The 22391-nt window shown below is 48.6% G+C and carries 22 protein-coding genes, 1 pseudogene and 1 riboswitch; of the genes and pseudogenes, 4 read left to right on the top strand and 19 right to left on the bottom strand.

The window, feature by feature from the left end; translation table 11 throughout:
- Nucleotides 1-40: 40 nt before the first annotated feature.
- From PGL02S_RS05635 to PGL02S_RS05615, 5 genes are all read right to left on the bottom strand, one after another.
- The gene (locus PGL02S_RS05635; RefSeq protein WP_036641933.1) at nucleotides 41-1465 is read right to left on the bottom strand and encodes an NAD-dependent succinate-semialdehyde dehydrogenase; all 1425 of its coding nucleotides are present in this window, start codon (nucleotides 1463-1465) and stop codon (nucleotides 41-43) included.
- Nucleotides 1466-1663: 198 nt separating this feature from the next.
- The gene (locus tag PGL02S_RS05630; protein ID WP_036642411.1) at nucleotides 1664-2638 is read right to left on the bottom strand and encodes a siderophore ABC transporter substrate-binding protein; all 975 of its coding nucleotides are present in this window, start codon (nucleotides 2636-2638) and stop codon (nucleotides 1664-1666) included.
- Nucleotides 2639-2847: 209 nt separating this feature from the next.
- The gene (locus PGL02S_RS05625) at nucleotides 2848-3606 is read right to left on the bottom strand and encodes an iron ABC transporter ATP-binding protein (RefSeq protein WP_036641932.1); all 759 of its coding nucleotides are present in this window, start codon (nucleotides 3604-3606) and stop codon (nucleotides 2848-2850) included.
- Nucleotides 3603-4550 (bottom strand): iron chelate uptake ABC transporter family permease subunit, encoded by a 948-nt coding sequence (locus PGL02S_RS05620; RefSeq protein WP_006211445.1) that lies wholly within the window; start codon nucleotides 4548-4550, stop codon nucleotides 3603-3605. Before PGL02S_RS05620 ends, PGL02S_RS05625 begins: the two co-directional genes overlap by 4 nt.
- On the bottom strand, nucleotides 4540-5493 hold the full coding sequence (locus tag PGL02S_RS05615) for an ABC transporter permease (RefSeq protein WP_006211446.1): 954 nt from the start codon (nucleotides 5491-5493) through the stop codon (nucleotides 4540-4542). Before PGL02S_RS05615 ends, PGL02S_RS05620 begins: the two co-directional genes overlap by 11 nt.
- 492 nt (nucleotides 5494-5985) lie before the next feature.
- Here PGL02S_RS05615 and PGL02S_RS05610 point away from each other — a divergent pair, with 492 nt between their 5' ends.
- On the top strand, nucleotides 5986-6588 hold the full coding sequence (locus PGL02S_RS05610; RefSeq protein ID WP_006211447.1) for a nitroreductase family protein: 603 nt from the start codon (nucleotides 5986-5988) through the stop codon (nucleotides 6586-6588).
- Between the two features lie 101 nt (nucleotides 6589-6689).
- Here the strand turns inward: PGL02S_RS05610 and PGL02S_RS05605 are convergent, their stop codons facing one another.
- From PGL02S_RS05605 to PGL02S_RS05595, 3 genes are read right to left on the bottom strand one after another with little or no spacing between them, the layout of a single operon-like run.
- On the bottom strand, nucleotides 6690-8873 hold the full coding sequence (locus PGL02S_RS05605; protein ID WP_164762859.1) for a carboxypeptidase-like regulatory domain-containing protein: 2184 nt from the start codon (nucleotides 8871-8873) through the stop codon (nucleotides 6690-6692).
- A 40-nt stretch (nucleotides 8874-8913) separates the two neighbouring features.
- The gene (locus PGL02S_RS05600; protein WP_036641929.1) at nucleotides 8914-9267 is read right to left on the bottom strand and encodes a hypothetical protein; all 354 of its coding nucleotides are present in this window, start codon (nucleotides 9265-9267) and stop codon (nucleotides 8914-8916) included.
- The gene (locus PGL02S_RS05595; protein WP_255308614.1) at nucleotides 9260-9793 is read right to left on the bottom strand and encodes an RNA polymerase sigma factor; all 534 of its coding nucleotides are present in this window, start codon (nucleotides 9791-9793) and stop codon (nucleotides 9260-9262) included. Before PGL02S_RS05595 ends, PGL02S_RS05600 begins: the two co-directional genes overlap by 8 nt.
- 192 nt (nucleotides 9794-9985) lie before the next feature.
- Nucleotides 9986-10088, top strand: a riboswitch (TPP riboswitch).
- Nucleotides 10089-10176: 88 nt separating this feature from the next.
- Here PGL02S_RS05595 and PGL02S_RS05590 point away from each other — a divergent pair.
- Nucleotides 10177-10779 (top strand): YkoF family thiamine/hydroxymethylpyrimidine-binding protein, encoded by a 603-nt coding sequence (locus PGL02S_RS05590; RefSeq protein ID WP_036641926.1) that lies wholly within the window; start codon nucleotides 10177-10179, stop codon nucleotides 10777-10779.
- Nucleotides 10780-10850: 71 nt separating this feature from the next.
- Here the strand turns inward: PGL02S_RS05590 and PGL02S_RS05585 are convergent, their stop codons facing one another.
- Both PGL02S_RS05585 and PGL02S_RS05580 read right to left on the bottom strand, forming a co-directional pair.
- Nucleotides 10851-10946, bottom strand: a complete 96-nt coding sequence (locus tag PGL02S_RS05585; RefSeq protein WP_006211454.1) for a YjcZ family sporulation protein — start codon at nucleotides 10944-10946, stop codon at nucleotides 10851-10853.
- A gap of 115 nt (nucleotides 10947-11061) precedes the next feature.
- Nucleotides 11062-11760 carry a nucleotidyltransferase domain-containing protein gene (locus tag PGL02S_RS05580; RefSeq protein WP_036641925.1) on the bottom strand — a complete coding sequence of 233 codons (699 nt, stop codon included), beginning with the start codon at nucleotides 11758-11760 and terminating at the stop codon, nucleotides 11062-11064.
- Between the two features lie 158 nt (nucleotides 11761-11918).
- Here PGL02S_RS05580 and PGL02S_RS05575 point away from each other — a divergent pair, with 158 nt between their 5' ends.
- Both PGL02S_RS05575 and PGL02S_RS05570 read left to right on the top strand, forming a co-directional pair.
- Entirely contained in the window at nucleotides 11919-12626 is a 708-nt protein-coding gene (locus PGL02S_RS05575) for a class I SAM-dependent methyltransferase (protein ID WP_244892282.1), read from the top strand.
- A gap of 192 nt (nucleotides 12627-12818) precedes the next feature.
- Nucleotides 12819-14069: a methyl-accepting chemotaxis protein gene (locus PGL02S_RS05570; RefSeq protein WP_036641922.1), complete on the top strand. Its 1251-nt coding sequence runs from the start codon at nucleotides 12819-12821 to the stop codon at nucleotides 14067-14069.
- Between the two features lie 287 nt (nucleotides 14070-14356).
- On the opposite strand, the gene PGL02S_RS05565 is transcribed toward PGL02S_RS05570, so the two are convergent.
- The 9 genes and pseudogenes from PGL02S_RS05565 to PGL02S_RS05525 form a co-directional block, all read right to left on the bottom strand.
- On the bottom strand, nucleotides 14357-14899 hold the full coding sequence (locus PGL02S_RS05565; RefSeq protein WP_307719595.1) for a histidine phosphatase family protein: 543 nt from the start codon (nucleotides 14897-14899) through the stop codon (nucleotides 14357-14359).
- Nucleotides 14900-14913: 14 nt separating this feature from the next.
- Entirely contained in the window at nucleotides 14914-15366 is a 453-nt protein-coding gene (locus PGL02S_RS05560) for an NUDIX hydrolase (RefSeq protein ID WP_036641919.1), read from the bottom strand.
- A gap of 2 nt (nucleotides 15367-15368) precedes the next feature.
- A complete protein-coding gene (locus PGL02S_RS05555; protein ID WP_036641916.1) occupies nucleotides 15369-16076 on the bottom strand; it encodes a class I SAM-dependent methyltransferase in 708 nt (235 codons plus the stop codon).
- Between the two features lie 35 nt (nucleotides 16077-16111).
- Nucleotides 16112-16270: pseudogene (locus tag PGL02S_RS05550) on the bottom strand (GNAT family N-acetyltransferase); the annotation flags it as partial.
- A gap of 279 nt (nucleotides 16271-16549) precedes the next feature.
- Complete coding sequence (locus PGL02S_RS05545; protein WP_036641913.1) at nucleotides 16550-17098, bottom strand: nucleotidyltransferase family protein; 549 nt, start codon at nucleotides 17096-17098, stop codon at nucleotides 16550-16552.
- A gap of 365 nt (nucleotides 17099-17463) precedes the next feature.
- Nucleotides 17464-17649 (bottom strand): hypothetical protein, encoded by a 186-nt coding sequence (locus PGL02S_RS28700; RefSeq protein WP_076150397.1) that lies wholly within the window; start codon nucleotides 17647-17649, stop codon nucleotides 17464-17466.
- A gap of 300 nt (nucleotides 17650-17949) precedes the next feature.
- Entirely contained in the window at nucleotides 17950-18861 is a 912-nt protein-coding gene (rbsK, locus tag PGL02S_RS05535) for a ribokinase (protein ID WP_036641911.1), read from the bottom strand.
- A gap of 20 nt (nucleotides 18862-18881) precedes the next feature.
- Nucleotides 18882-21002, bottom strand: a complete 2121-nt coding sequence (locus PGL02S_RS05530; protein WP_036641909.1) for an ADP-ribosylglycohydrolase family protein — start codon at nucleotides 21000-21002, stop codon at nucleotides 18882-18884.
- A 218-nt stretch (nucleotides 21003-21220) separates the two neighbouring features.
- On the bottom strand, nucleotides 21221-22381 hold the full coding sequence (locus PGL02S_RS05525) for an ADP-ribosylglycohydrolase family protein (RefSeq protein WP_006211468.1): 1161 nt from the start codon (nucleotides 22379-22381) through the stop codon (nucleotides 21221-21223).
- Between the last annotated feature and the right edge of the window lie 10 nt (nucleotides 22382-22391).

Below are 22391 nucleotides of genomic sequence, written 5' to 3'. Positions count from 1 at the left end.
TTGTCCATGTTCATTGAATATCGCAATACTCATTCCGCTCTTACAAACCAAGTGAAATGTACTTTACCTCCAGGAATTCCTCCATTCCGTAATGGCCGCCTTCCCGGCCCAGTCCGCTCTCTTTAAATCCGCCAAACGGAGCTTGAGCGGTGGAAGGTACAGGGTCATTCACTCCTACGATGCCATAATCGAGAGATTCCGCGATTTTGACCGCTTCGCCCAAATTCTGCGTAAACACATAGGCAGCCAATCCGTAAGGACTGTTATTGGCTCGCTTGACCGCTTCGTCTATGGTTTTGAAGGTGGTAATGGGTGCAAGGGGACCGAAGGTCTCCTCATTCATGCACTCCATGTCATCCGTGGCATTCATGATCACGGTTGGCTCGACATAGTTGCCTCCCAGATCAGGGAGAGCTTGACCGCCAGCCAATATAACGCCGCCCTTCTCTTCCGCATCCTTGATCTGTCGAACGACTTTATCCACAGCCTCCTCGTTAATCAAGGGTCCGATATCGATTCCGTTCTCCAGTCCATTCCCCACCCTCAATTGTTTGACAAGCTCCGTAAACTTCGCTGCGAACTTCTCCGCAACTGATTCTTGAACATAAATCCGGTTGGCACATACACAGGTCTGTCCCCCATTGCGGAACTTGGAAGAGATTAATCCCGCTGCCGCTTGATCCAGGTCTGCCTGATCTGTCACGATAAATGGAGCATGACCACCAAGCTCCAGCGATATTTTCTTCACATTGGCCGCAGCGCCAGCCATCAGTTGTTTCCCCACTTCGGTTGAACCCGTGAATGACAGTTTTCTCACCCGACTGTCCTTCTGCCACACGTCAGCGATATCACCTGAAGGTCCAGTTACGATGTTGATTACCCCGGCAGGAATGCCCGCCTCATCTGCTAGCTCCACCAGCTTGATCGCCGTGAATGGCGTCTCACCGGACGGCTTGATAACTACGGTGCAGCCAGCTGCCAGCGCAGGGGCTACCTTGCGTGTAATCATCGAAGCCGGGAAGTTCCAAGGCGTAATGGCAGCTACAACACCCACTGGTTGCTTGGTCACGATGATACGTTGACGACTGGAAGAACCGGGTATGGTCTCGCCATATATTCGTTTACCTTCTTCCGCATACCAATCAACAAAGCTGTTGGCATATCGAATCTCGCCTGCTGCTTCCTTCAGCGGTTTCCCCTGCTCCGTGGTCATGATTCGGGCCAATTCATCCGTATGATCTGCAATTAACTGATGCCACCGGCGAAGCAGTTCCCCGCGATCATTCGCGGTTCTGCCGGACCAATCCGAAAAAGCTGCCGCTGCAGCATCCACCGCTTGCTGGGCTTCTCTCTTGCCGCCTTTAGGCACGGTGCCTATAACCTTCCCGTCCGCCGGATTGTATACGTCCATTTGCTCCTCGGTCTGGACCCATTGTCCATCTATATAGATTTGATTCCGATACATATAAAGACCTCCTCCTAATCGACTATTCCAGGTTGAGCGAGCCTGATGATCATCATCTCATTACGTCAACATCTGCCTTATCTTATTATCCGTTAACCACTTACCCTAATGCAAAAAAATAAAACACCGGAGCGCCTGGTAAAAGCTGCTCCGGTGTCTTCTATGTTCATTACCGTTCCCTTCGAAAAGGGTCTTGGATTATTTAATAGCTGCGTCAACTTCAGTAATCATTTCAGATACGGAAGTCAACCCGCCGCCGGAAAGATACCAGAAATCCGGGTTCAAGTAAACGATGTTTCCGTCTTTAGCGGCATTGGTTGTTTTTACAAGCTCATTCTCAACTACCGCTTTAGCGCCTGATTCCCCTTCGCCAGTGGCAACAGCTGCACCGCGGTCAACCACAAACAGATAGTCAGGGTTCATCTCTACAATATACTCGTTCGAAATATCTTTACCATGTGTGCTGACTTCGATGTTAGGATCTATTGCTCCGAAACCAAACACATCATGCAGAATACCAAAACGGGAACCTGGACCGTATGCACTGATTTTGCCTTCGTTAGCAAGAATGATCAATGCCTTTTTGCCTGTTGCCGTTGCTTTTTCATTCAGCGCTTTGATGTTCTCATTGATGGCAGCCATTTCTTTCTCAACTTCTGCTTCTTTACCAAAGATTTGACCAAGCGTGTTCATGTTGGATTTGAAGGATTCCATGTATTTGCTTGTATCCACGCCCAAGAAGATCGTTGGAGCAATTTTGCTCAGTTCCTCATAGGCATCTTGCTGTCTGCCGGAAATGATGATCAGATCGGGATCAATGCTGTTGATTTTCTCAAAGTCCGGCTCTTTCAGGCTTCCTACATTCTCGTACTTCTTGTCTTCAAATTTGGACAAGTAAGCAGGAATATTCGCTTGCGGAACGCCTAATACTTCAACGCCCAATTTATCTACGGAATCCAGAATACCAAAATCGAATACAACCAGACGTGAAGGGTTCTTCGGTACATCGGTTTCCCCAAGCTGGTGGGTGATCTTAATTGTTTCTGCTTCGGCTGGAGGCGTATCCCCTGCAGCGTCTCCGCCACCGGCACCTGTTGTTTTATCGTCTTGACCACAAGCTGCGAGTACAATCGTAAACATTACTACCATGAATAAAGTTAACCATTTTTTCATTACGTACACCCCATCTTTTATATTTGTATTTTCCTGCTTCATATTGATCTTCAACATATATTTGAATGTATGGTTGAATTAGTAATTAAATAAGGACAGATTGAATCATGCCGTCCCTTCGCAAGGCAGCCCCAGCTATTTTAGCAGAGATAAGGAACCTGCCGATGGCAGTTGAACCGTTCCTTATCCCTTACAAACGTTGTTATAGATTAGGCGTAGTACACACATACTCTATTGTCGTTAATCTCTTCAATCTCAATGTCCATGTCGTAGATTCCGCGCAGAACATTGCTCTGAATGATGCTCTCGGTCTTCCCTTCGCTCTCAATAGCGCCATCCTTCAAGGCAACGATGTAATCCGAGTAGAAGGAAGCGAAGTTGATGTCGTGAATCACGATAACAATCGTTTTATTCATGTCGGCGACAAGCTTTCGAAGAATCTTCATGATCTGCACGGAGTGTTTCATATCCAGGTTGTTCAGTGGCTCATCCAGCAAAATATACTCTGTATTCTGGGCGATAACCATAGCGATGTAAGCACGCTGGGTTTGACCGCCGCTGAGCTGATGAAGAAATTTATGCTGCATATCTCCGAGCTCCATATACGAGATCGCTTCATCCACGAACTTCTCATCTTCCGCATTCAACCTGCCTTGAGAGTAAGGGAATCGGCCAAAAGATACGAGTTCCCGCACGGTCAAACGAAGACTGATATGGTTAGATTGCTTCAGAATCGAAACCTTCTTCGCAAGGTCGCTGCTCTTCCACTGGCTGACCTCTTTGCCATCCACCGTAATTTGACCGCTGTCCTTGCCCGTTAATCTGCTTATCATGGACAGCAAAGTACTTTTACCGGCACCGTTAGGGCCGATAAAGGAAGTGATTTGCCCCTTCGGGATCGTAACCGACACGTTATCAACGACTTTTTTGCCGCTATAGACTTTCGATACGTTCGTAACCTGGATCATGCTTTACTCTCCTTTAGTAGCAGGTATATGAAGTAGACACCGCCGATGAAGTTGATGATAACACTGAGCGTTGTGGAGAACGTAAACACCCGTTCGACAACCAGTTGACCGCCCACTAACGCGATGATGCTAATAAGTATAGAAGCTGTGATTAAGTATGAATGCCGATATGTCTTCATAACCTCATAGGCAACATTGACAACAAGAAGTCCCAGGAATGTAATCGGCCCGACCAGCGCAGTTGCTACAGAGATCAGAACAGCGACAATAATCAGGAGCCGCTTCACCACGTAATCATAATTCACACCGAGGTTGATCGCCTGCTCACGTCCAAGTGAAAGCACGTTTAGATACTTGGCGAATCGAGCAAAATAGAGAAGTGACAAAGCAACCACAATCATGGCAAGAATGAGCAGCTCCGTCTTTACGTTGTTGAAGCTGGCAAACATTTTGTCCGCCACATACTGGAACTCATTCGGATCAATCAGCACCTCCATGAAGGAGGACATGCTGGAGAACAGCGTACCGAATATCATACCGATGAGCAGCAGGAAGTAAATATTATTCCCTTCCCTTTTGAACAGTATTTTGTATAAAACTCCAGCAAACAATATCATGGCTCCGACATTAATCAGGAAGTTCACATTGCTGCCCAGTTTGTACAGCGTAAACGATCCAAAGACGAAGATTACCGTTGTCTGGATAAGAATATATAAGGAATCCAATCCCATAACACTCGGCGTTAGTATCCGGTTATTCGTGACCGTTTGAAACACCGTGGTAGACAGAGCAATGGCTCCGCCGGTCAGAATAATAGCAAGCACCTTTTTGATCCTTCTCGGAAGCGCGTAGTCCCAATTGCTGCCAAGATCAATGAACAGAAAGACTGCCACCAGGATGATTGCCGCCGCGGCCAACAGGCCGATTTTGGCTTTATAAGTCATAAGCCTTTCTCCTCATCAGTAAGAAAATGAATATACCGCTTCCAAGGACGCCCACGGTCAGGCTGATTGGAATCTCATAGGGATAAATGATGATCCTGCCAAGGATGTCACAGAACAATACGAATCCGGCCCCCAGCAGCGCGGTATGCGAAAGGCTTTTTTTCAAGTGGTCTCCCAGATACAGGCTAACGATATTAGGTATGATCAGACCGAGAAAAGGAATCACGCCGACGGTTAGAACGACGGATGCGGTGACCAGCGCTACAATGACCAATCCCAGGTTCACAACTCTCCGGTACTTGAGACCAAGGTTCGTTGCAAACTCCTCTCCCATCCCGGCTACCGTAAACTTGTTAGCGAACAGGTAGGCCAGAATGACAAGCGGGATACTAATATATAGCATTTCATATTGTCCCTTGATGATCATGGAGAAATCACCCTGGAGCCATGCGGACATATTCTGAATAAGATCATATTTGTAAGCAAAGAAGGTTGCTATCGAACTAACAATATTACCGAACATCAGTCCAACGAGGGGAATAAAGATGGCGTCCTTGAACTTGATCCGGTCCAGGATCTTCATAAAGATGAAGGTTCCCGCTAGTGCGAATACAAATGCCACAAGCATCTTGATTAGTGGACCGCTTGTTGTGAAGACCAGCATGGCAACCAAAATTCCAAGTCTCGCGGAATCCATCGTACCCGCTGTTGTTGGTGACACGAATTTGTTGCGACTTAACTGCTGCATGATCAATCCGCAGATACTCATGCTGACCCCTGCCAGTATAAGACTGACAAGCCTCGGGATCCGGCTGACAAGCATAATATGTTGTTGTTGTTCTGACATGGAGAACAGTTCCAGTGGTGAAATGTCCTTAACTCCAATAAATAATGAGATTATGGAGAGTACCACAACGGCTGCAAATAAGTATCTAATCTTCATGGCTCTTCCTTCTATGCGTATGTCTCTGAATATCCGACAGTCCGCAATCTCATCAGCTTCTCACTGAGATTGATTATCAATTGCGTTCTGATATGCATTATATCACTCTCATTCTCACTCGACAACCCTAATTGAGAATCAAAATCATTTAATTTTTCTCATCTGCGTATCATTTGTTCACGATTTGTTCATGATATGAAGTTTCGACATATCGTGTAAAGCAATCAGAGGACTGACCTTAGAAAAGTGTTTTAATTCTCAGTAAGCGGGTATTAAAGATAAACTTTTAGTTCTGAGTTTCGTTCTGAATTGTTGACATTTGCAACTCATTATATTAACATGCTAACATAAATATCATTTCTAACAAATTGTTAGTTGATATGGAATAATGATTATGAGCAAAATGCTTCACTAAAATGCATATTTACCTGAATTAAAGGACATCTTCTTATCAGGCTTATGCAACACCATTACATCAGGAGGTTTTTTCTTATGTCTAAAGATTTTTCAACTGCACTCAAAAATCGTCGCTCCCACTATGCTATCAGCAAGGACCCTGTCATTTCGGACGAGCGTATCCAGGAAATTGTGAACGAAGCTGTTAAGTACACTCCGTCTTCCTTCAACTCCCAAAGCGCACGTGTCGTTGTACTGCTCGGCGAACAGCATGACAAGCTGTGGAACCTGACCGAGGGCATCTTGAAAGAAGTTGTCGGTAACGAAGAAGCATTCAAATCCACGGCTGAAAAAATGGGCGCATTCCGCGCTGGATACGGTACAGTACTGTTCTTCGAGGACAATGACGTCGTTACAGGCCTGCAGCAAAACTTTGCGCTGTATGCAGACAACTTCCCGGTATGGTCCAACCAATCCAACGGCATGCTGCAATTCGTGGTATGGACTTCCCTGGAGGCAGAGGGCCTAGGTGCATCACTGCAGCACTATAACCCATTGATCGACGAAAAGGTGAAATCCGAATGGAACATTCCAGAGAGCTGGAAACTGATCGCTCAAATGCCTTTCGGTAAACCGGTTGCTGAACCAGGCGAAAAAGAATTTGCTCCGATTGAAGATCGCGTGAAAGTATACAGCTAAGTCCTTAGCGGAAAAGGCCGTCCACCCAAGTTTTTGATAACTTGGATAGGCGGCCTTTTTTCATACCAACACTTTATCCAGCAGTGAAACTGCGACTCTACTTAATCAACATGTAATAAGGCCTGGAGGAAGGGCTTGATCTCTTGGAAGTCCTCTCCCGGCGTCCACAACTGAATGGCATCCCGCTCTCCGCTCATGCCCCATTGCAATTTCTCTTTCAGTATCTCGGTATAGCCTGAGTTTCCCTCAGATTCGATCAGCATTCGCTCCACCAGAACAGCCCAATCCGTATCGCTTGACATCATGCGCTCCGGATATTTCCGGGCCAATTGCAGCGTGCTTTCCAGCGAACCGCTGTGCAGCATATGAACGGCGAGGTAATTGCCGATAAAACGGTGGGATTTATCCTGTCGGATCACCCGCGCAAACCATCTCTCCGCCTCCTCCAGCCTGCCCTGCTTCATAAGCGCTGTTGCGTGGAGAGAATCGGTATAGGAATGATCCTCGCTTTCGCTCCGTACAGAGGAGTACCGATCGAATGCCGGATTGTAACTGTCCCAATCTTCATTATTATAGAAGTAATCCGCCAGATCCATCAGGTAGCTTGGTGCCGGATGCCGTTCGATCATCTCCTGCAGGGTGGATAAGGTTTCCTCTGAACTTCTGTTATCTACATCCTTGGACAACTGATCCTTGATCTGTTGCAATCGGAGTTTCATCCTTAAGCTGTGAATATCTTCTGGATGCGCACTCACATTATCACTATAGGCCGCGAGCGCTTCATCATATTTACGTTCGAGTACCAGCTGATCCTCCGGCGTCAATTCACGACCCTTTAACAAGAAATACGGTAAATAACCCATGGTGCTCTCATTGAGGCGGTACCCGCTGCTGCTTGTTAACTTCGTGCCGTCTTCCTTGTAAGCATCCACCGACCAGAAATAGGGAGCCTCTGGGTTCGAGTAACCAAGCACACTCTCAGGTGCAACGGTCGTCCAATCATGCGGATCCTCGTAGGAAAGTCCGCTTCTGAGATCATACAGATCCTGAACAGCAACCCGCAGCGAATTCCCTTCAATATAGTTATCCATCGCCGTCATCATCGATCCGCTGCCAAATTCGATACCAACACTCAGTTTATAGTAGGCGGCTTCGGGTGTAGCCTCCCATTCAAAATAGATCATGTCGCCGCGTATCTCATCATGGTTTACTGGAGTTGTCAATTGAATCAATGGCTGCAGCGTGACATCAATCCGTCGTGTCGATTCCGGGGCGACCTCCACCCAATCCCCCGATTCTACAGGCCACGTTCTGCCATTGATTTGTTCATAATTCAAACCAATGCCGAGTTGATACCTGCCGGGCTCTACACCCTCGAAATGATAGCGACCGTTCGCGTCTGTCAGCATTTGGTACGGTTCGCTTAACAGCAGACTGTGATTCAGATCGTTGTTTTTACGTAAAAATACACCTGCGAATGGAATCGGATCCCCCTCACGATTTCGCAAGGTTCCGCTTACCGTTGACAAGGTCTCTCCGTCTAAAATCCTCTTCAGCCGTCCTTTCAGCTGATTCGCCCGTTTTGAGATATCCGAATTTGCAAAGTTCCCGCCGGACCCTTCTGATATCCGATTCAACACGTCCATAGCGGCTTGGGGGCTCCCCCGATGCAGGAGCATTTCCGAGTGATATAAAAGGGCCTTACTATGGATGTCCCTCCAATCTCCAGAAAGGACTTTCCCTAATCGCTCATATTGCAGCGCCGCCTGATCAGGCTGGTCCAGCCTGTCATAGAGGCTCGCAAGCTCCAGCACCAATTCATGCTGATAGGAATAAAGAACAGGCTCCGGAGAATATCCGCTGCTCAGATCCCCGAACTTTTGGATAGCGGTTTTTAATATATCCGCTGCTCCCTCCACATCACCATTCATCGAATAATGCTCCGCAAGGTCTATTGCGGCATATTTCATATATTCTCCGGCTGGCGCTCCCAGCACATATTGATTCAGCAGCGGCAAACGTTCATCCTCAGTAAAACGAATCTGCTGATCGGTGCTTCCTCCTGTGCTGGTGAACCCCGGACTAATAAACACATCAAACCGATGAGATAGCTCTGTTGCTCTAGGCACAATCACATACTTCTCGATCATCTCCCATTTCCGGTTGCTGCTGCTTTCTTCATGAATAAGGTCAATGACTTTGGCTATCCCCTCAGCTTGGCCTTGTTCTATCTGCTTCTCCGCAATCAGCAGCCCTATTCGAGGTGTGAGCATAGATACCATCATAACGAAGAGGATTAAACCCGAAACCCCCAACACCAGGTGTTTAATCTTGACCCGAATTTTCAAGCCTGGCCACCATCCTCTCGTACTGATCCTTCCAGTAATAATTCCCCCCGGCTTCAAGCAGTTCATTGCTCACCTGCAAGGGCACGGAAACAGCAGGTCTCACAATTGCTTCCCTCCATAACAAACCTCCGAGCAGCAGAACGGCCGCTACTGCGCCAAAATAACCAATTGCGGCAGCAGAAATTTCTACTTCCTTATTCCACAAGGAAGACAAACGTTCGCGGCTGGATTTTGGAAATGTGCGAGAAATCACCTTCTCTGCGCCCAGGAATCGAATTTCCTCCAGCTCCTGCTTTAGTTGTTCGGCCATTTCCTGTTCTTCGCTACGCATCGCTCTCCCCCTTCTCGACAACAATCTGCCGGAGTTTATGCCGCCCTCTCATTAAACGTGCCTTAACCGTGTTTATATTCAGCTGCAATTGCGCTGCAATTTCTTGAACACCCAACTCATTATAATAATAGAGCGTAATCACTTCTCGGTATGTATAGGGCAGCTGCTGCACTGATTTGATCATTTCAGCCTCACGCCAATGGACGCCCAGCATTTCATCCACGGCAGGTACACTTTCGTTTACATGCTGGTCCATCCTCGGCATGGGAAAAATATGACGCCAATCCCATTTTCGCTGCCGCATCCGGCATCGATTCACTGCAATTCGGGTCAACCAGCTACGAAGTTTGTCGCCGTCACGAAGCTGAGCGATATTCTCGAACGCCTGGATAAAGGTATCTTGAACGGCCTCTTCAGCCGCTTGACGGTCACGCAGCAGCAATACCGCCGTGCGAAGCAGATAATCTCCATACTGTTCCATCAATTCCCGGAGAGCCGCCTCTTCTTTTTGTTTTAAGCGCTGTATGACATCCAGGCCATCTCCCCCTCTCTATAATTATGATGCGTCTGGTCTTTCATCGGTTGCATCAATTTGGATCAATGTCGAAAAAAAAATCGAATGATTGAAAATCTTCCGGCAAAACGATACAATAACACAAGCAAGAAACCTTTGTCTTCCTGAACTGGCAATAGTTCCGGGACCAACTGCATATCATGTTGGCTGTACTAGGGGTGCCATGTGCTGAGAGACGGCGTGCTGCCGTTAACCCTTATCACCCGATCTAGGTCATACTAGCGTGGGGAAGTGTAGCATTTATGTTTATACTTTTTCACGTAGGCATAACTGCACTTTCTTCACGGGGTGCGGTTTTTTTGCGTGGATTTATATCATAGGGGAGGATAACAACAATGAGTGAGCTAACATGTGGAACCAGTCGCATCGTCGGATGCCGATTCTCGGTGTTTCCGATGACTGACCGATTTGTGGAAGTCATTATGGACGCGCTGAAATCCGTCAACACGGGGAAAGTATGGATTCAGACGGATGATGTGAGCACCTGTATTCGTGGACGGGCGGAGCATGTATTTGATGTAACGAGGGCGATTTTTGCTTATGCGGCAGCAAGCGGTGTGCACACCGTCTTTAACGGAACTTATTCTATTGGCTGTCCTGGTGATACGGAAGCCGATGTATATATGTCAGAGGATTCGGAGCGTTTGAACCGCGAGATTGGGAAGAATGCCGATATAGACACGGCCTGCCAATTTGCCCTTTATCCACTGGGTACAGACCATTACATGGATGTTATCTATAAAGAGGTGCATCGGGCTAAGGAAAAAGGAACGTTCGCCGGAAGCGTTCACTATGCCAGCCGGTTGGACGGCTCCATCTCCAAGGTGTTTGAATCCCTCGAAGATGCGTTTTTGCATGCGATCCAATCGGACAGCAGTCACCTTGTCATGACCGCAGTCGTGTCTGCACACAGTCCATCAGCCAAGCCAAGACCGTGATCACTTCTATATAACAGGCAAAAGCCCGGCGCATGCCGGGCTTTTGCGATTTGCTCCAAGAGCTTGACGAATTAAACCCAAGCACTCGAGATGATTACGAGCAGGATGAAGAGAACCAAAATAATACCTACTGAATTACCCCATCCACCGCCATATACTCCGCTCATGAAGATCCCTCCTGGATTTAAAGAATGACGTGACCGAATCACATGATTATTGTATTGGTCGTGGAAGGCGAACGTCACGGCTAATGTACCTCTCTTATTGCTCACCCGTCAAAATCTATTCCTCATAACCCACAAGAAGCATGCCCCCGAACGGGTTCAGCACTTGCTCTGTGAATGCCAGAAGGAGGGAGGGATCGTCCTGTCGATACATCGCTGAAAGCGAAACCTCCAATTGATCTCCCAATGCCGTGCTGAATCGGTGGAACAGCCGAAACAGCATCTTGCCTTCCCCTGTCCATTCCCCATTCACTCTAAGTACAAATTCGCAAAGTACCATCATGATCTTTTGCACCGTAAACCATTTCTCGCCATCCCGCTTAGGATTCTTCAAATCCTGCACATATTCCGTAATCATGTAACGGTATTCATCAATATCGGTTTGCATCCATGGCATCGGTCCGTAATTCAAATCATGCTGGGCCTCTGCGCGGACTGCTTCTCCTTCCGGCAACGAGCGCAGCACCTTACCCTCCGCTGTGATCCGCTGCAATGTCGGATTGGCTGCCATCACGCCCTCGTCGAAGTATTCACGATAGGATGACAAAGACAATATAAACAATTCCACAATCCATCCATCCGCTTCCAGGGTCTTTCTCCGCATCTCATCTCCGTCCCGCTCAAGGATGACGATGTCCAAATCAGATTGCTCGTTATGTTCTCCTCTGCTTGCACTGCCGCCAAGCACAGCTAGCAAACAGTCGGGATAATGACGGTGAATAACACGCTCTGCTGCCTCCATCGGTTCCTTCTTCATGGCTATTTCCCCCAGTAGTTCTCATAGCTCCCGAAAAAAAGGGCTCAAAATATTTAATTCAGCAAAAACCCCAAACGTACCTTAATCATATGGTAAATAAACGATTACCCTCATGATGACTACAAGGAAGAAGGGAAGATGAAATGAACTACATTCACATGCTATCCAGATTAGGTATGGGCAGTGCGCATCCGGGCGGATTCGAGGCTACCTTAAGAATGCTGAAGAATTATCCGATTGAGCCGAACAGTCGTATTCTGGAGGTTGGCTGCGGAACAGGCAGGACAGCATGCCATCTTTCGGAGATGGGCTATCAAGTCACGGCCATAGATCTCAATGAGAATATGATTAAAAAAGCACGCACCAGAGCCGAAGCCATGAAAATGGACGTGCAATTTTTGCAGGCTGATGTGTGCGAGCTGCCTTTTGAAGACAACCAGTTTGATCTGATTATGGCCGAATCAGTCACCGTATTCACGGATACGTCGAGATCACTCCCTGAATATTATCGCGTTCTGGATCAAGGAGGCGTTCTGCTGGACAGAGAATTGCTGCTGAATAAGCCAATGCCTGAGCCAAAGCTCAAGGAGCTGCTGGAATTCTTCGGGATTCCGAATCTGATGCTGCGGGAAGAATGGGCACAATCCTTGCTGGCTTGCGGTTTTAAGCAGGAGGAAATTCTGGAGTATAACCACTTCAACGAACAATTGAAGGAAGAGCAAACACGTCATCTGGATACATTTGAGCAGCGCGATAAAGGACTTCTGTTTGATGTAACGTTATGGGAAACGTTATTCAAGCATGACCGGATGATCCTGGATAACACCGATTATCTCGCTTCCGCCTTATTCCGTGCCGTAAAATAATATTGCTGCGTATCTATGCAACGAGAGGGGATTTGTCTGTTGGCTAGTTAGCTGCGCTTCCCCTCCCCTTCCAAAACATCAGTTCTTTCGACCCATTTCAACACTTTTTGTCAATTCGTTATATCTAGTTCAGCCCGGCGATGCTATAATCATGGTAAATATATCCTATGTTGTCGAGGAGGACTCATTCTTATGGCATGGTTCAACAGACTCCCAATCTCACAAAAAATTACTGCAGCCTGTTATCTTATTGCCGCTTTATTTGCGGTTCCAATGCTGCTTGCGTTTATTCTAATGGGCAAAGCAATCATTGGCGTGGTACTTGTCTTGGCTTTAATTGGACTTACCCTTCCTCTTTCTCGCGTTATTGAGAAAACGCTTACGAATTCATTCGCCGAAATTTCCAGCGTTTCTGCCAAAATCGCCAAAGGCGACTTTACCTTCCAGGTAGAAGAGGTTGGAGGCATGAACGACCTAAGCCGAACCTTCAACAGCATGGTGGACAAGCTTCGCAAAATTTTACAGGAAACCTCGGACATTACCCGCAAGGTAATGACATCAAGCCGAAGCATTTCGAATAAAAATCAGGAGCTTATTCAAGTTATGAATCAAGTATCCCTCTCCTCCAACGAGCTGGCCGTCGGTGCGAACGAAATCTCGGAGGACGTATCGGAGATGACGCATTCCATCCGCGAAATCGAAGAGAAGGTCAGCAATTATACGCACTCCACCCATGAAATGAACGCCCGTTCTATCGAGACGCTGGGACTCGTTGAGCAAGGAAGAGATTCCGTAGCCAAACAATCCGCGGGGATGCAGCGAAATATCGACGCCACCGGAAAAGTCTCGGAATCCATCGATGCACTGGCCAAGAGCGCCAGAGGGATTACCAAAATCACCGAAACCATATCCGAGCTTGCCGATCAGACCAACTTGCTGTCCTTGAACGCCTCCATTGAAGCGGCCAGAGCCGGCGAGCATGGTGCAGGCTTTGCCGTTGTTGCCCAAGAGGTCCGTAAATTGGCCGAGGAATCCACTTCCTCCACCCGCGAGGTATTTAATCTGGTACGGAGCATTGAATCGGATGTCAAACATGCAGCACAGAATATTAAGATCAATGAAGAAGTCGTACGGCAGCAAACCGAGATGATCCGTGAGGCGGAGCTGGTGTTCATGCAGATTGTAAACAGCGTGCAGTATATTTCGGAGCAGATCGCAGCTTTCTCCAAGGAGAGCGAGTCCATGCTGGAGAGTGCGCAGAACATCTCTTCCGCCATTCAGAACATATCTGCGATTACGCAGCAATCCGCTGCAGGAACGGAGCAGGTATCTGCTTCCATGAACGAAGGGATTTCGTCTATCCAGAAGATGGCTGAGGAAGCCGAAGCGATGAATAATGCCGTCTTCCAACTGCAGAAGACCATCAATATTTTCAAATTCTAAAAAGTATAACGTCTATTTTTTATTCGTCTATTCTACATAAGGAATTTAGTTAAGCTGTTATTTTTATAAAAGCAGAAGGGGTATCCCAAAAGTCACTTGACCTGAGGGAGGCCCCTTTGTCTGTTATGAGTACGCTGCCGCTGCGGAACGAAGCATCCCTCCAATCGGCTGTTGCCCTCCAATATCCTGAATTCATCTTATGGTAAAATGGAAGTCCGACCCACCATTTACGAAAGAAACGGTTTCTTTGTACATTCAATATACTATGGACCAACTTGAGCTTCTTGTTAGCCTTCACGCCATAGCCGCGATATGTTCACGAGTTTTCCCTCTTCAAATTCGGCTCGGTATATGTCCGGCATACTCGTTCCCTGCCAGAATTCATAATCGAACCGCTGATCGTAATGGTGCAGCATTAATGTCATAATGTCCCCATGAGTACCCATCACGACATTCTTGCCTTTGTACGTATCCAGAATTCCCTCCATTGCCTGGACTGCACGCCTTTGCGCATCTTTACTGGATTCTCCCTCCGGGAAGCAGGTATCGGGTTCGTTAAACAGTTTCCTTTTGGCATCCGTAAATGAGTTCCCTTGGAAATCCCCGATCTTCCGTTCTCTCAGATCCTCCAGCACCGTAATCGGTAAACCCAGGGCATCCGCCAATGGCTGTACCGTATCCTTCGCTCTCTGATAAGGGCTGGATACGATAACCCCAATACCCTCTCCCAGCAGCAAACCCTTAACTCGCTCGGCATCGCTTGCACCCTGTACGGACAATCCGCGGGACCGCTCCTTCCCTTCGCTATACGAGGATTCTGCGTGTCTCACAAAATATAAGGTTGTCATGCTTCCCCCTCGGCTTCTTCAATCAATGCCGACTCCATCATCATCTCAACAAATGGCGTTAACGGTAACAGACTCAGCGACTCAAGCGGAACCCATCTGGCTCCTAAGGAATCCTGTCCATCGCCTTCTGCCTTAATAACAGCTTGATCATCAGACAGCTCCACATCATATATGATGCCGATGTGATGCAGCTCTTCCATCTGGTTCTCGGCATACTGATACACAATGGTATAGGATATGGCTGTGCGAATACTGCCTTTTATCGAAGACAGTCCGGTTTCCTCCATAAATTCACGCTTCAGCGTAAACTCCGGCTCCTCTCCAAATTCAATGGAACCTCCAGGTAAATCCCACTTCCCTTTGTGAGGCCCTCTTGCTTTTTGGATCAGCAGAATATGATCATCCTGGATCAGAACACCATAAACGCCGAGATGCGTATATTTCTCCATGGTCACGACACTCCTTTTCTGGCAATGAACGTAATCCACTGGCTTCGAAAGAGGACGTCCCTTCCGTCCTTCACCTCTTGAATGTCCTGCTGTATTTGGCGCTTCATTAAAATCTCCCATTCTGGATACAGCTCGTAAAAGATAGAGAAGGCTTGGTCAGCGGATAAATTCAACTCGATTAACCCCTCTTCCTCCACACCGGTCTCCAGATCGATTTCCTTCACTTCCGTACTCATTAATATGCAATGAATTCCCCGATCCATGGTTCCTGCTTGCATTTGTTTGATCTTGGATACAAAGGCGGCCTCCGAGCTCATATGCTCAAGACAAGAGCAGGCAATGATGTAATGATAGGTATCCTTCGCGATGTCATAATGCTGCACATCCGCTGCCAGTGCCTCAATGCTGGAACTTACGCCATAGGAGGCAGCATACTGCCGGAGCTTGTCCACTGCCGAGGGCAGCAAATCCACGCATAGAACCTTACCGCCTGCAGGTTGGATTCGCTGTGCAATCGGAATGCTGTTACGACCGACACCACTGCCCAGATCCAGCACTCGCATATTTTGAAAAGGCAACAACTCCAGATGATCCATAACCGTCTGGACGGGGCGTGCTAACCAGCTGCCCGGCTCAAACAAGGCGGCCGATTCATAAAACTTCTCGTGATACAATATTTCCTTCTCACGCGCGTGATTGAATGTTTCCATGCTACAGACCCCTCAATCATGTTGTTATAATGTCTTCACAAACCGGAATCCCGATGGAGAAACCCCATTTTCTCATAAAACGTATGGGCACGCTTGCGCTCGGGTTTGTTCCCGCTGGTCAGCAGCACATTGTCGCCCCTCTCCAGAGCCCACCTCTTTACAAATTCCACAAGCGTTCTCCCAATTCCTTGCCCTTGCCGCTCTTTCTATGTAAACAGTGCACTGAAGTGCGTGGCAACTCCGTTATTCTCATAACTTAAAAATTCCCGGCAGCGGATCATCTCCGCTACCCGCTTCGCTTGATCGGCTGGCTACAAAGGTATGATAAAGGAGTGCCGATTCCGTGTTCTCATCCGATCCGGACACTAAATTCGCTCCTTCAATACCGGATATCCTATATTGCTCTCATTAAGGGGTTTTTGACTCCAGATCACCGGTGGATAGGGACGGATCTCCATAGAACTTCTCCCCCTCTAAACTTCGAGTATTGTTAACCGTGCCCACTGATTCTTCCATTGTTTCTTCCGGACACGCTCCAAATAATAGCTTCGCTTATGAAAATTCGGGCATCTTCGAACCTTTAAAGCGAATAAATCCTCCAATCCGTAAGGGCAGCAGAGCTCAAGCTCCCCTTCGCGGTTCAGTCTTGCACCAATCGCTGTAGCTGTCTCCGGCCATTGGGTTAACGCTGCATGGGTTGAGCTGTACGGCTCATCTCCATTCTTGACATGCATTCTGGCCTGATTCTTGACTGACCATTTCGGATTCTTTGTCGCTGCTCTTAACTTCTGTTCCAAATCGATATCCCGTGCTTCCGACACATCATCGGGATCGAAATATACAACATCGATATCCGTATGACGGTCGGTTCTCTCAAAACCATGCAGGATATCCCACACGTAATTTCGAATATAGCCTGCCGCAATGTAGCATTGCGACAGCTCCAGATCTCGAACGATAGCCAAATCATCCATCAGCTGCTTATGCTCCCTTATGTACTCCTTCAACCGCAACTCCAACATTAAATTCACCGCCATTGGTTTAATATGGTGTTACTTGTTCACGCTCACGTTCACATGTTCATCTATCTCCCACATATCCCATGATCTGGCCGAATGCGAAAAACAGAGCACGCTTCAATCCGTGTAAAAAGGCATAGACCGCCTCACGTGGAAACGGTCTATGCTCTCATATTGTAAAACTATTATATTCCAAATAATCCCTGAGCCGCAAGGAAAGCAGAGTTATTCAACGAGAGGGGAGGCTTGCCCGTTACACGTGAATAAGCCTCCGGGTTGAGCTGGACTCGAGCTTCCAAGTCCCCTAAAAGGGACTTGCAGCTATCAGCGGAGCCGGGCTCCCTCAAAGGGACTTGCAGCTCTTAGCGCTACACTGCTGCATCCACTCGCTCCTGGGATGCGCCATCACAGCGCTTGCATACTTTCAGCGCAGTGCCGTCCGATTTGGTACGAGGATACAACAGTTTAATCCGAGTGCTTTTACATACGGGACATGTACCGCGAGCGCGAGTAGGTAAGTGCCAAAGTGATTTGCCTCTTTTTTGTTTTGCCATGAGTCAGATACCCCATTTCATAGATTCATTATCGTCACTCTTACATATATGAAAGGGTTCAGCAGAACATGTCGGGCAGTTTCATTAGCTTCCCTGCAACACAGATGCCTTGACAACAGCCATGCGTTAACCAATATTTTATACGTATGGCGATACACCGAGCGATCGTCACCATATCTTTTATTATAGTGATCAGGCGCCGCCGACATTTGACACCTTCTCGTGCTTCAGGCACCAAAGAGGTGAAAAAACAAAAGAGAGAAGGCATCCAACCGCCCTCTCTCTTACACAGCATGAACATTACTTATCCATAAAAGCCAGTATCTCGTCCTTGGTCGGAATGGAAGATTGCGCCCCAGGACGGGTCACCGTCAGGGCTGCCGCCGCGGTTGCAAACTTTAGTGCCTCCTCTGTGTCCATACCATCGGTGCAAGCAGCAGCATAAGCGCCGATGAAGGTATCTCCTGCTGCCGTGGTATCGACGGGCTTCACGCGGTAAGCCGGAATGGCAACGCGCTCCCCGCGTGCGTTGCCATAGAAGCAGCCTTGTTCGCCAAGCGTAATGATGACGCTTGAGGTACCCTTGGCTATGATCCAATCGGCTGCCATCTCGGCAGAAGCCGCGTCATCTACTCTCAAGCTGCTAACCACTCCTGCTTCCGTCTCGTTCACGATCAGCGTATCCAGCAGCGGAAATACCTCTTCGGGGATACTTCTCGCAGGTGCTGGATTCAGCCAGACGCGGACACCGGCCTTACTGGCCGAGTGAATGACGTACCGCGTCGTCTGCCACGGAATTTCATTCTGCAGCAGCACCGCATATACTCCATCCCAATTCACCTCAGACGCAACATCCTCTTCGGTCAGACGCCCATTGGCTCCCTCGGACAGGACGATGTAATTCTCACCCTCTTTGTTGACGGTAATCATCGCAATGCCTGAGGTGCCTTCCTTGGAGAGCACGGACTTAACCCGGACCTGGCGATCCTCCAGCGAAGCAATCAGGGTATCACCAAAAGGATCAAGACCAACCGCACCCAACATGGCACAATCTGCGCCTGCCGACGCAGCCGCCACCGCTTGATTCGCACCTTTGCCTCCAGGAAAAAACGACGTTCCGCTGCTATGAATGGTCTCCCCCGGCTGAGGGAACTGATTCACATTACTTACAACATCCATATTAATGCTTCCAATGACAACCAGCTTACGCAAAGATACCCCGCTCCTCTCTTCTAAACCGACTTCTGCCCTGATGTACGGACGTGAACATCCTTAATCTCGTTCTCGCCATCCTCCAGACAGCCAAAGCCAAACATACCATGAGCATAGGCCGTTTCCTTGCATTCCAGTACATTATCTCCATTAATATACAAGATGAAGCGATCCTTCTCAGACACCAGTTTTAAACGATATTCCTCGCCCAGCTCCCAATCATATCTGGCCGTAATCAAGCGCTTGGTCCCGAAGTCCTGTTTAATAAACGAGACAGAATTCGGACCGTCAAAACCGGCCAAATAATGCCGCATCACGCCTTGCGCTCTTGTAATCAGGCAATGGCTGGTGCCGGAAATCGGTTTTATTGTCGCTTCAACCACGGTATCACCGGCATAATAATTGCCGGAATAGGATGAAGTGTCTCCTTCTGCTGTACAATGCAGCGCTCCATCACGCAGCTCCCACTTGCCTCTATGGTGAGAGAATGGTGTGATGGAAGCGAATTCTTTGGCCTGTTTAGCAAAATCAATTTTGTATTCCGCCGAGCCGGTAACACGGACCTGTCCGATGAACAGACTTCCGATGGCACGATTCAAGAGCGGCGAAGGGCTCTCCAGTATCCATCCGATCTCATCGATCATAGCGCCTTCGGTATCCGGAATAACGAATTGAATATCATTCCATTCTCCGCCCACCGGGGTAACCGCCTGCAGAATCTGGTCCTCCTGTGTATAGGTGTTCCGAACATAAGGGGTCAAGGTCACTGGCGCGCCTTCCCACTGGTCCACGTAGATTCGCGCAGATACGGTCTGACCGCTATAGGCAAGCGGCGCAAAGGTAGGCTTATACTTCTCATCATTAAATTCAGCCCGGCGGTAGAACGGTTTATAGTAGATTTTACTGCTGTCGCCTTCAACCAGTCTGTCGAAAACAACTTCAAGCGACCCTCTTCCATCGCATCCGCGTTGATTGGAATGGCGCACAACCGGCGTTTTGAACGGGTTGCTTGTCCGAAAGCCATGGGTTGATCCAGGCAGATCAAAATCGAAGTACACTTCACCTTGCTTCACGCTCTGCACTAATTCCTGCGGTGCCTTCTCCCCATTCAGGCGATAACCCAGCAATGCGAGCTCTTTGGCGAAAGTGGGGAAATCCACCAGGTTCAAGTACCCGGAAACGCTGGAAGCGACAATGAAGTCATTGATGGGTTTGCGATAATGATCCGGAATTCCGGCTAAGCCGCCGTACACACCCAGAATGCTTCCCACATTCCCTGCATTGCAATCGGTGTCCCAGCCGCACATGGACGCGATTTCTACCGTGCGCGCAAAATCCCCCTCGCCATACAGCAGAGCAAGCACGCATATGCCTGCATTGGGGATAATATGGCATACACCCGTATATTTATCGTATCCCCAGTGATCCTCCAAGTATTGACGGCAAGCCTGAAAATCGGATGGATGCTCCCGATGAAAATCCATAACCGCATGCACCACACGTGCATAGGTTGAGTCATCCGGGATCATACGGAGTCCCTCAGCGATGATCTCATCCATCGATGAAGCATCAAATGCTTTGGCAATGCATGCTGCCATGAAACGTGCGCCATACAGCCCGTTGCCATCATGCGAGACGCTGGCTGCTTTTTCCGCATAATCTGCCGCTTTCTCCGCCCGACCCGGGAACAGAAGCCCCCATGAATCAATGAAGATCTGGCCGCCGATCTGCTCAGCCATCTCCGTCCCGTTCACCTCGATGGAGCCCGAGCGCGGGGCCGAAATGCCTTTGCGCAGATTTACATAAGCCCGGTGCTCGGTGCTGATATCCTCGCCGCCCCACCAGAACATGCCGATGCCTTCCCTTGCATAATTGAGCCAAGCTTTTCCCACATCCTCCGGTTCAAGCTCGCGGTCCGTCGCATCGTCATACAGCGCACGAATGAAAAACACCGGACCATTCGCATCATCGTCTGCTGCAAAGGTTTTGTACGGCTTCACGTAATCCCGAATATCACCGTAAACATCCCGGATGCGCTCATATGTCCAAGCAACCGGTTCGATGGGGGCACCGAGCCTTATGCCGATGTTCATCCCGATAAATCCTGCATATACCGTCTCTACATACTGTTTAGGTATCATTAACTCTCCCTCCTAGCCTCTGCGCATTCAAAGTTGAAACATGAATTTTTTGTGTGTTCCACCGCAAATTCGGATCATTCTTTCGTTCTCTACTGCCCCCGAGTTTCCTTGAGTCCAAATTTTTATCGCAGAAATCCGGGAGCGGAAGAAGAACACTGCATTTCTCCAAAACAAATGGTTAATTCAAAAAAATGTCAGCCTCGCATGATTTCTTATTGCTACAGCTCGTGTTGAACAACGTTCTTCCTCATCTCATGGATTCGAAGGTCATCCTCAATGATTTTGGCGGCAACCATGCTGAATTCGTCAGCAACGGCGCACAGATCAAGACGGTTCACCTTGTTCAGCTGCTCGATATCTTCCTTGCGGATGACCTCGCTACCATGCATCGCCCCAAGGATCACCCCGGCCATGACGCCGATCGAGTCCGTGTCACGCCCGGAGTTAACGCCGTCCAGGATCGTACGATAGTACTCCCCCTCATTCAGAACCATGAACGCAAGCGCCATGGGCAGCTCTTCGATCGACCACAGGCGGCTTGGCGTATAATGATTGCTCGGAACGCCAACCTTGTCGATATGACGGCTAACGTCATCGCCCATCGGGGAATATTTGAGCATGATCGCCTGCAGCACCTCGATCACCTTGTCCATATTGTCCCGCTCCGGCCGCAGTTCTCGGGCAGCCTGGGTCAGCTCCTGTATGGCAGCTTTCGTACCGTCCTTCGCCAGGCTGATGGCCGTGCCGATAATATCATCCACGCTCACCCCAGGCTCAAAAGCCTTCGCGACGCATGCCGCGAGGACGCCAGCCGCTTCCAGGCCATAGCTGCTCTGATGACCCATCGCAAAGAGGATGGCTTCATCATAGGCCGCCTTCGGATGGCCCGCATTGACAATCCCGATCGGGGCGATGTACATCGCCGCCCCGCAGTTCACCATATTCCCGATGCCGCCCTCTCTCGGGTCGCAATTCGCCAGCACATGACGCATGAAGATGTATTTTTCCGGATAAAACAATCGGTCTATAATGAGCGTTTCCTCATTCAGTTCAGGGACAAACGTCTTGCGGAACGCAATCTCCTTCACGAATTCATTGCTCATATCATAGGCGTCCAGATGTCGGCCCTCGGTAAGATACACATTCATGAGCGCAATCGTCATCAGGGTATCATCCGTGACAATCCCGTCCCCTCTTACCCGGCCAAGCCGGACCTCGGCAGGAAGATCCATCTTATGCCATCTTGTCATCAAGGATTCCACGCGTCCGTATTTCGACTTGATTTCTTCGTACGTCAATTTCTCAATGGGAGCTCCCATTGCGTCTCCAAGCGCGGTGGATATCACCACGCCTCTTACTCGGTCACGAAACGAAGTCATAGTTATAAGC

The organism is Paenibacillus glucanolyticus NBRC 15330, from assembly GCF_004000885.1.
In the GTDB taxonomy this organism is placed as follows: Bacteria; Bacillota; Bacilli; order Paenibacillales; family Paenibacillaceae; genus Paenibacillus_AQ; species Paenibacillus_AQ glucanolyticus.
The sequence above is the reverse complement of the archived record's forward strand: the minus strand, read 5'-3'. Positions and strand labels throughout refer to the sequence as shown.

Bases quoted from the DNA above. Each gene is read 5' to 3' on its own strand.
- PGL02S_RS05635 (WP_036641933.1), bottom strand. From the start codon at position 1,465: ATGTATCGGAATCAAATCTATATAGATGGACAATGGGTCCAGACCGAG.
- PGL02S_RS05630 (WP_036642411.1), bottom strand. From the start codon at position 2,638: ATGAAAAAATGGTTAACTTTATTCATGGTAGTAATGTTTACGATTGTA.
- PGL02S_RS05625 (WP_036641932.1), bottom strand. From the start codon at position 3,606: ATGATCCAGGTTACGAACGTATCGAAAGTCTATAGCGGCAAAAAAGTC.
- PGL02S_RS05620 (WP_006211445.1), bottom strand. From the start codon at position 4,550: ATGACTTATAAAGCCAAAATCGGCCTGTTGGCCGCGGCGGCAATCATC.
- PGL02S_RS05615 (WP_006211446.1), bottom strand. From the start codon at position 5,493: ATGAAGATTAGATACTTATTTGCAGCCGTTGTGGTACTCTCCATAATC.
- PGL02S_RS05610 (WP_006211447.1), top strand. From the start codon at position 5,986: ATGTCTAAAGATTTTTCAACTGCACTCAAAAATCGTCGCTCCCACTAT.
- PGL02S_RS05605 (WP_164762859.1), bottom strand. From the start codon at position 8,873: ATGATGGTATCTATGCTCACACCTCGAATAGGGCTGCTGATTGCGGAG.
- PGL02S_RS05600 (WP_036641929.1), bottom strand. From the start codon at position 9,267: ATGCGTAGCGAAGAACAGGAAATGGCCGAACAACTAAAGCAGGAGCTG.
- PGL02S_RS05590 (WP_036641926.1), top strand. From the start codon at position 10,177: ATGAGTGAGCTAACATGTGGAACCAGTCGCATCGTCGGATGCCGATTC.
- PGL02S_RS05585 (WP_006211454.1), bottom strand. From the start codon at position 10,946: ATGAGCGGAGTATATGGCGGTGGATGGGGTAATTCAGTAGGTATTATT.
- PGL02S_RS05580 (WP_036641925.1), bottom strand. From the start codon at position 11,760: ATGAAGAAGGAACCGATGGAGGCAGCAGAGCGTGTTATTCACCGTCAT.
- PGL02S_RS05575 (WP_244892282.1), top strand. From the start codon at position 11,919: ATGCTATCCAGATTAGGTATGGGCAGTGCGCATCCGGGCGGATTCGAG.
- PGL02S_RS05570 (WP_036641922.1), top strand. From the start codon at position 12,819: ATGGCATGGTTCAACAGACTCCCAATCTCACAAAAAATTACTGCAGCC.
- PGL02S_RS05560 (WP_036641919.1), bottom strand. From the start codon at position 15,366: ATGGAGAAATATACGCATCTCGGCGTTTATGGTGTTCTGATCCAGGAT.
- PGL02S_RS05555 (WP_036641916.1), bottom strand. From the start codon at position 16,076: ATGGAAACATTCAATCACGCGCGTGAGAAGGAAATATTGTATCACGAG.
- PGL02S_RS05545 (WP_036641913.1), bottom strand. From the start codon at position 17,098: ATGTTGGAGTTGCGGTTGAAGGAGTACATAAGGGAGCATAAGCAGCTG.
- PGL02S_RS28700 (WP_076150397.1), bottom strand. From the start codon at position 17,649: ATGGCAAAACAAAAAAGAGGCAAATCACTTTGGCACTTACCTACTCGC.
- PGL02S_RS05530 (WP_036641909.1), bottom strand. From the start codon at position 21,002: ATGATACCTAAACAGTATGTAGAGACGGTATATGCAGGATTTATCGGG.
- PGL02S_RS05525 (WP_006211468.1), bottom strand. From the start codon at position 22,381: ATGACTTCGTTTCGTGACCGAGTAAGAGGCGTGGTGATATCCACCGCG.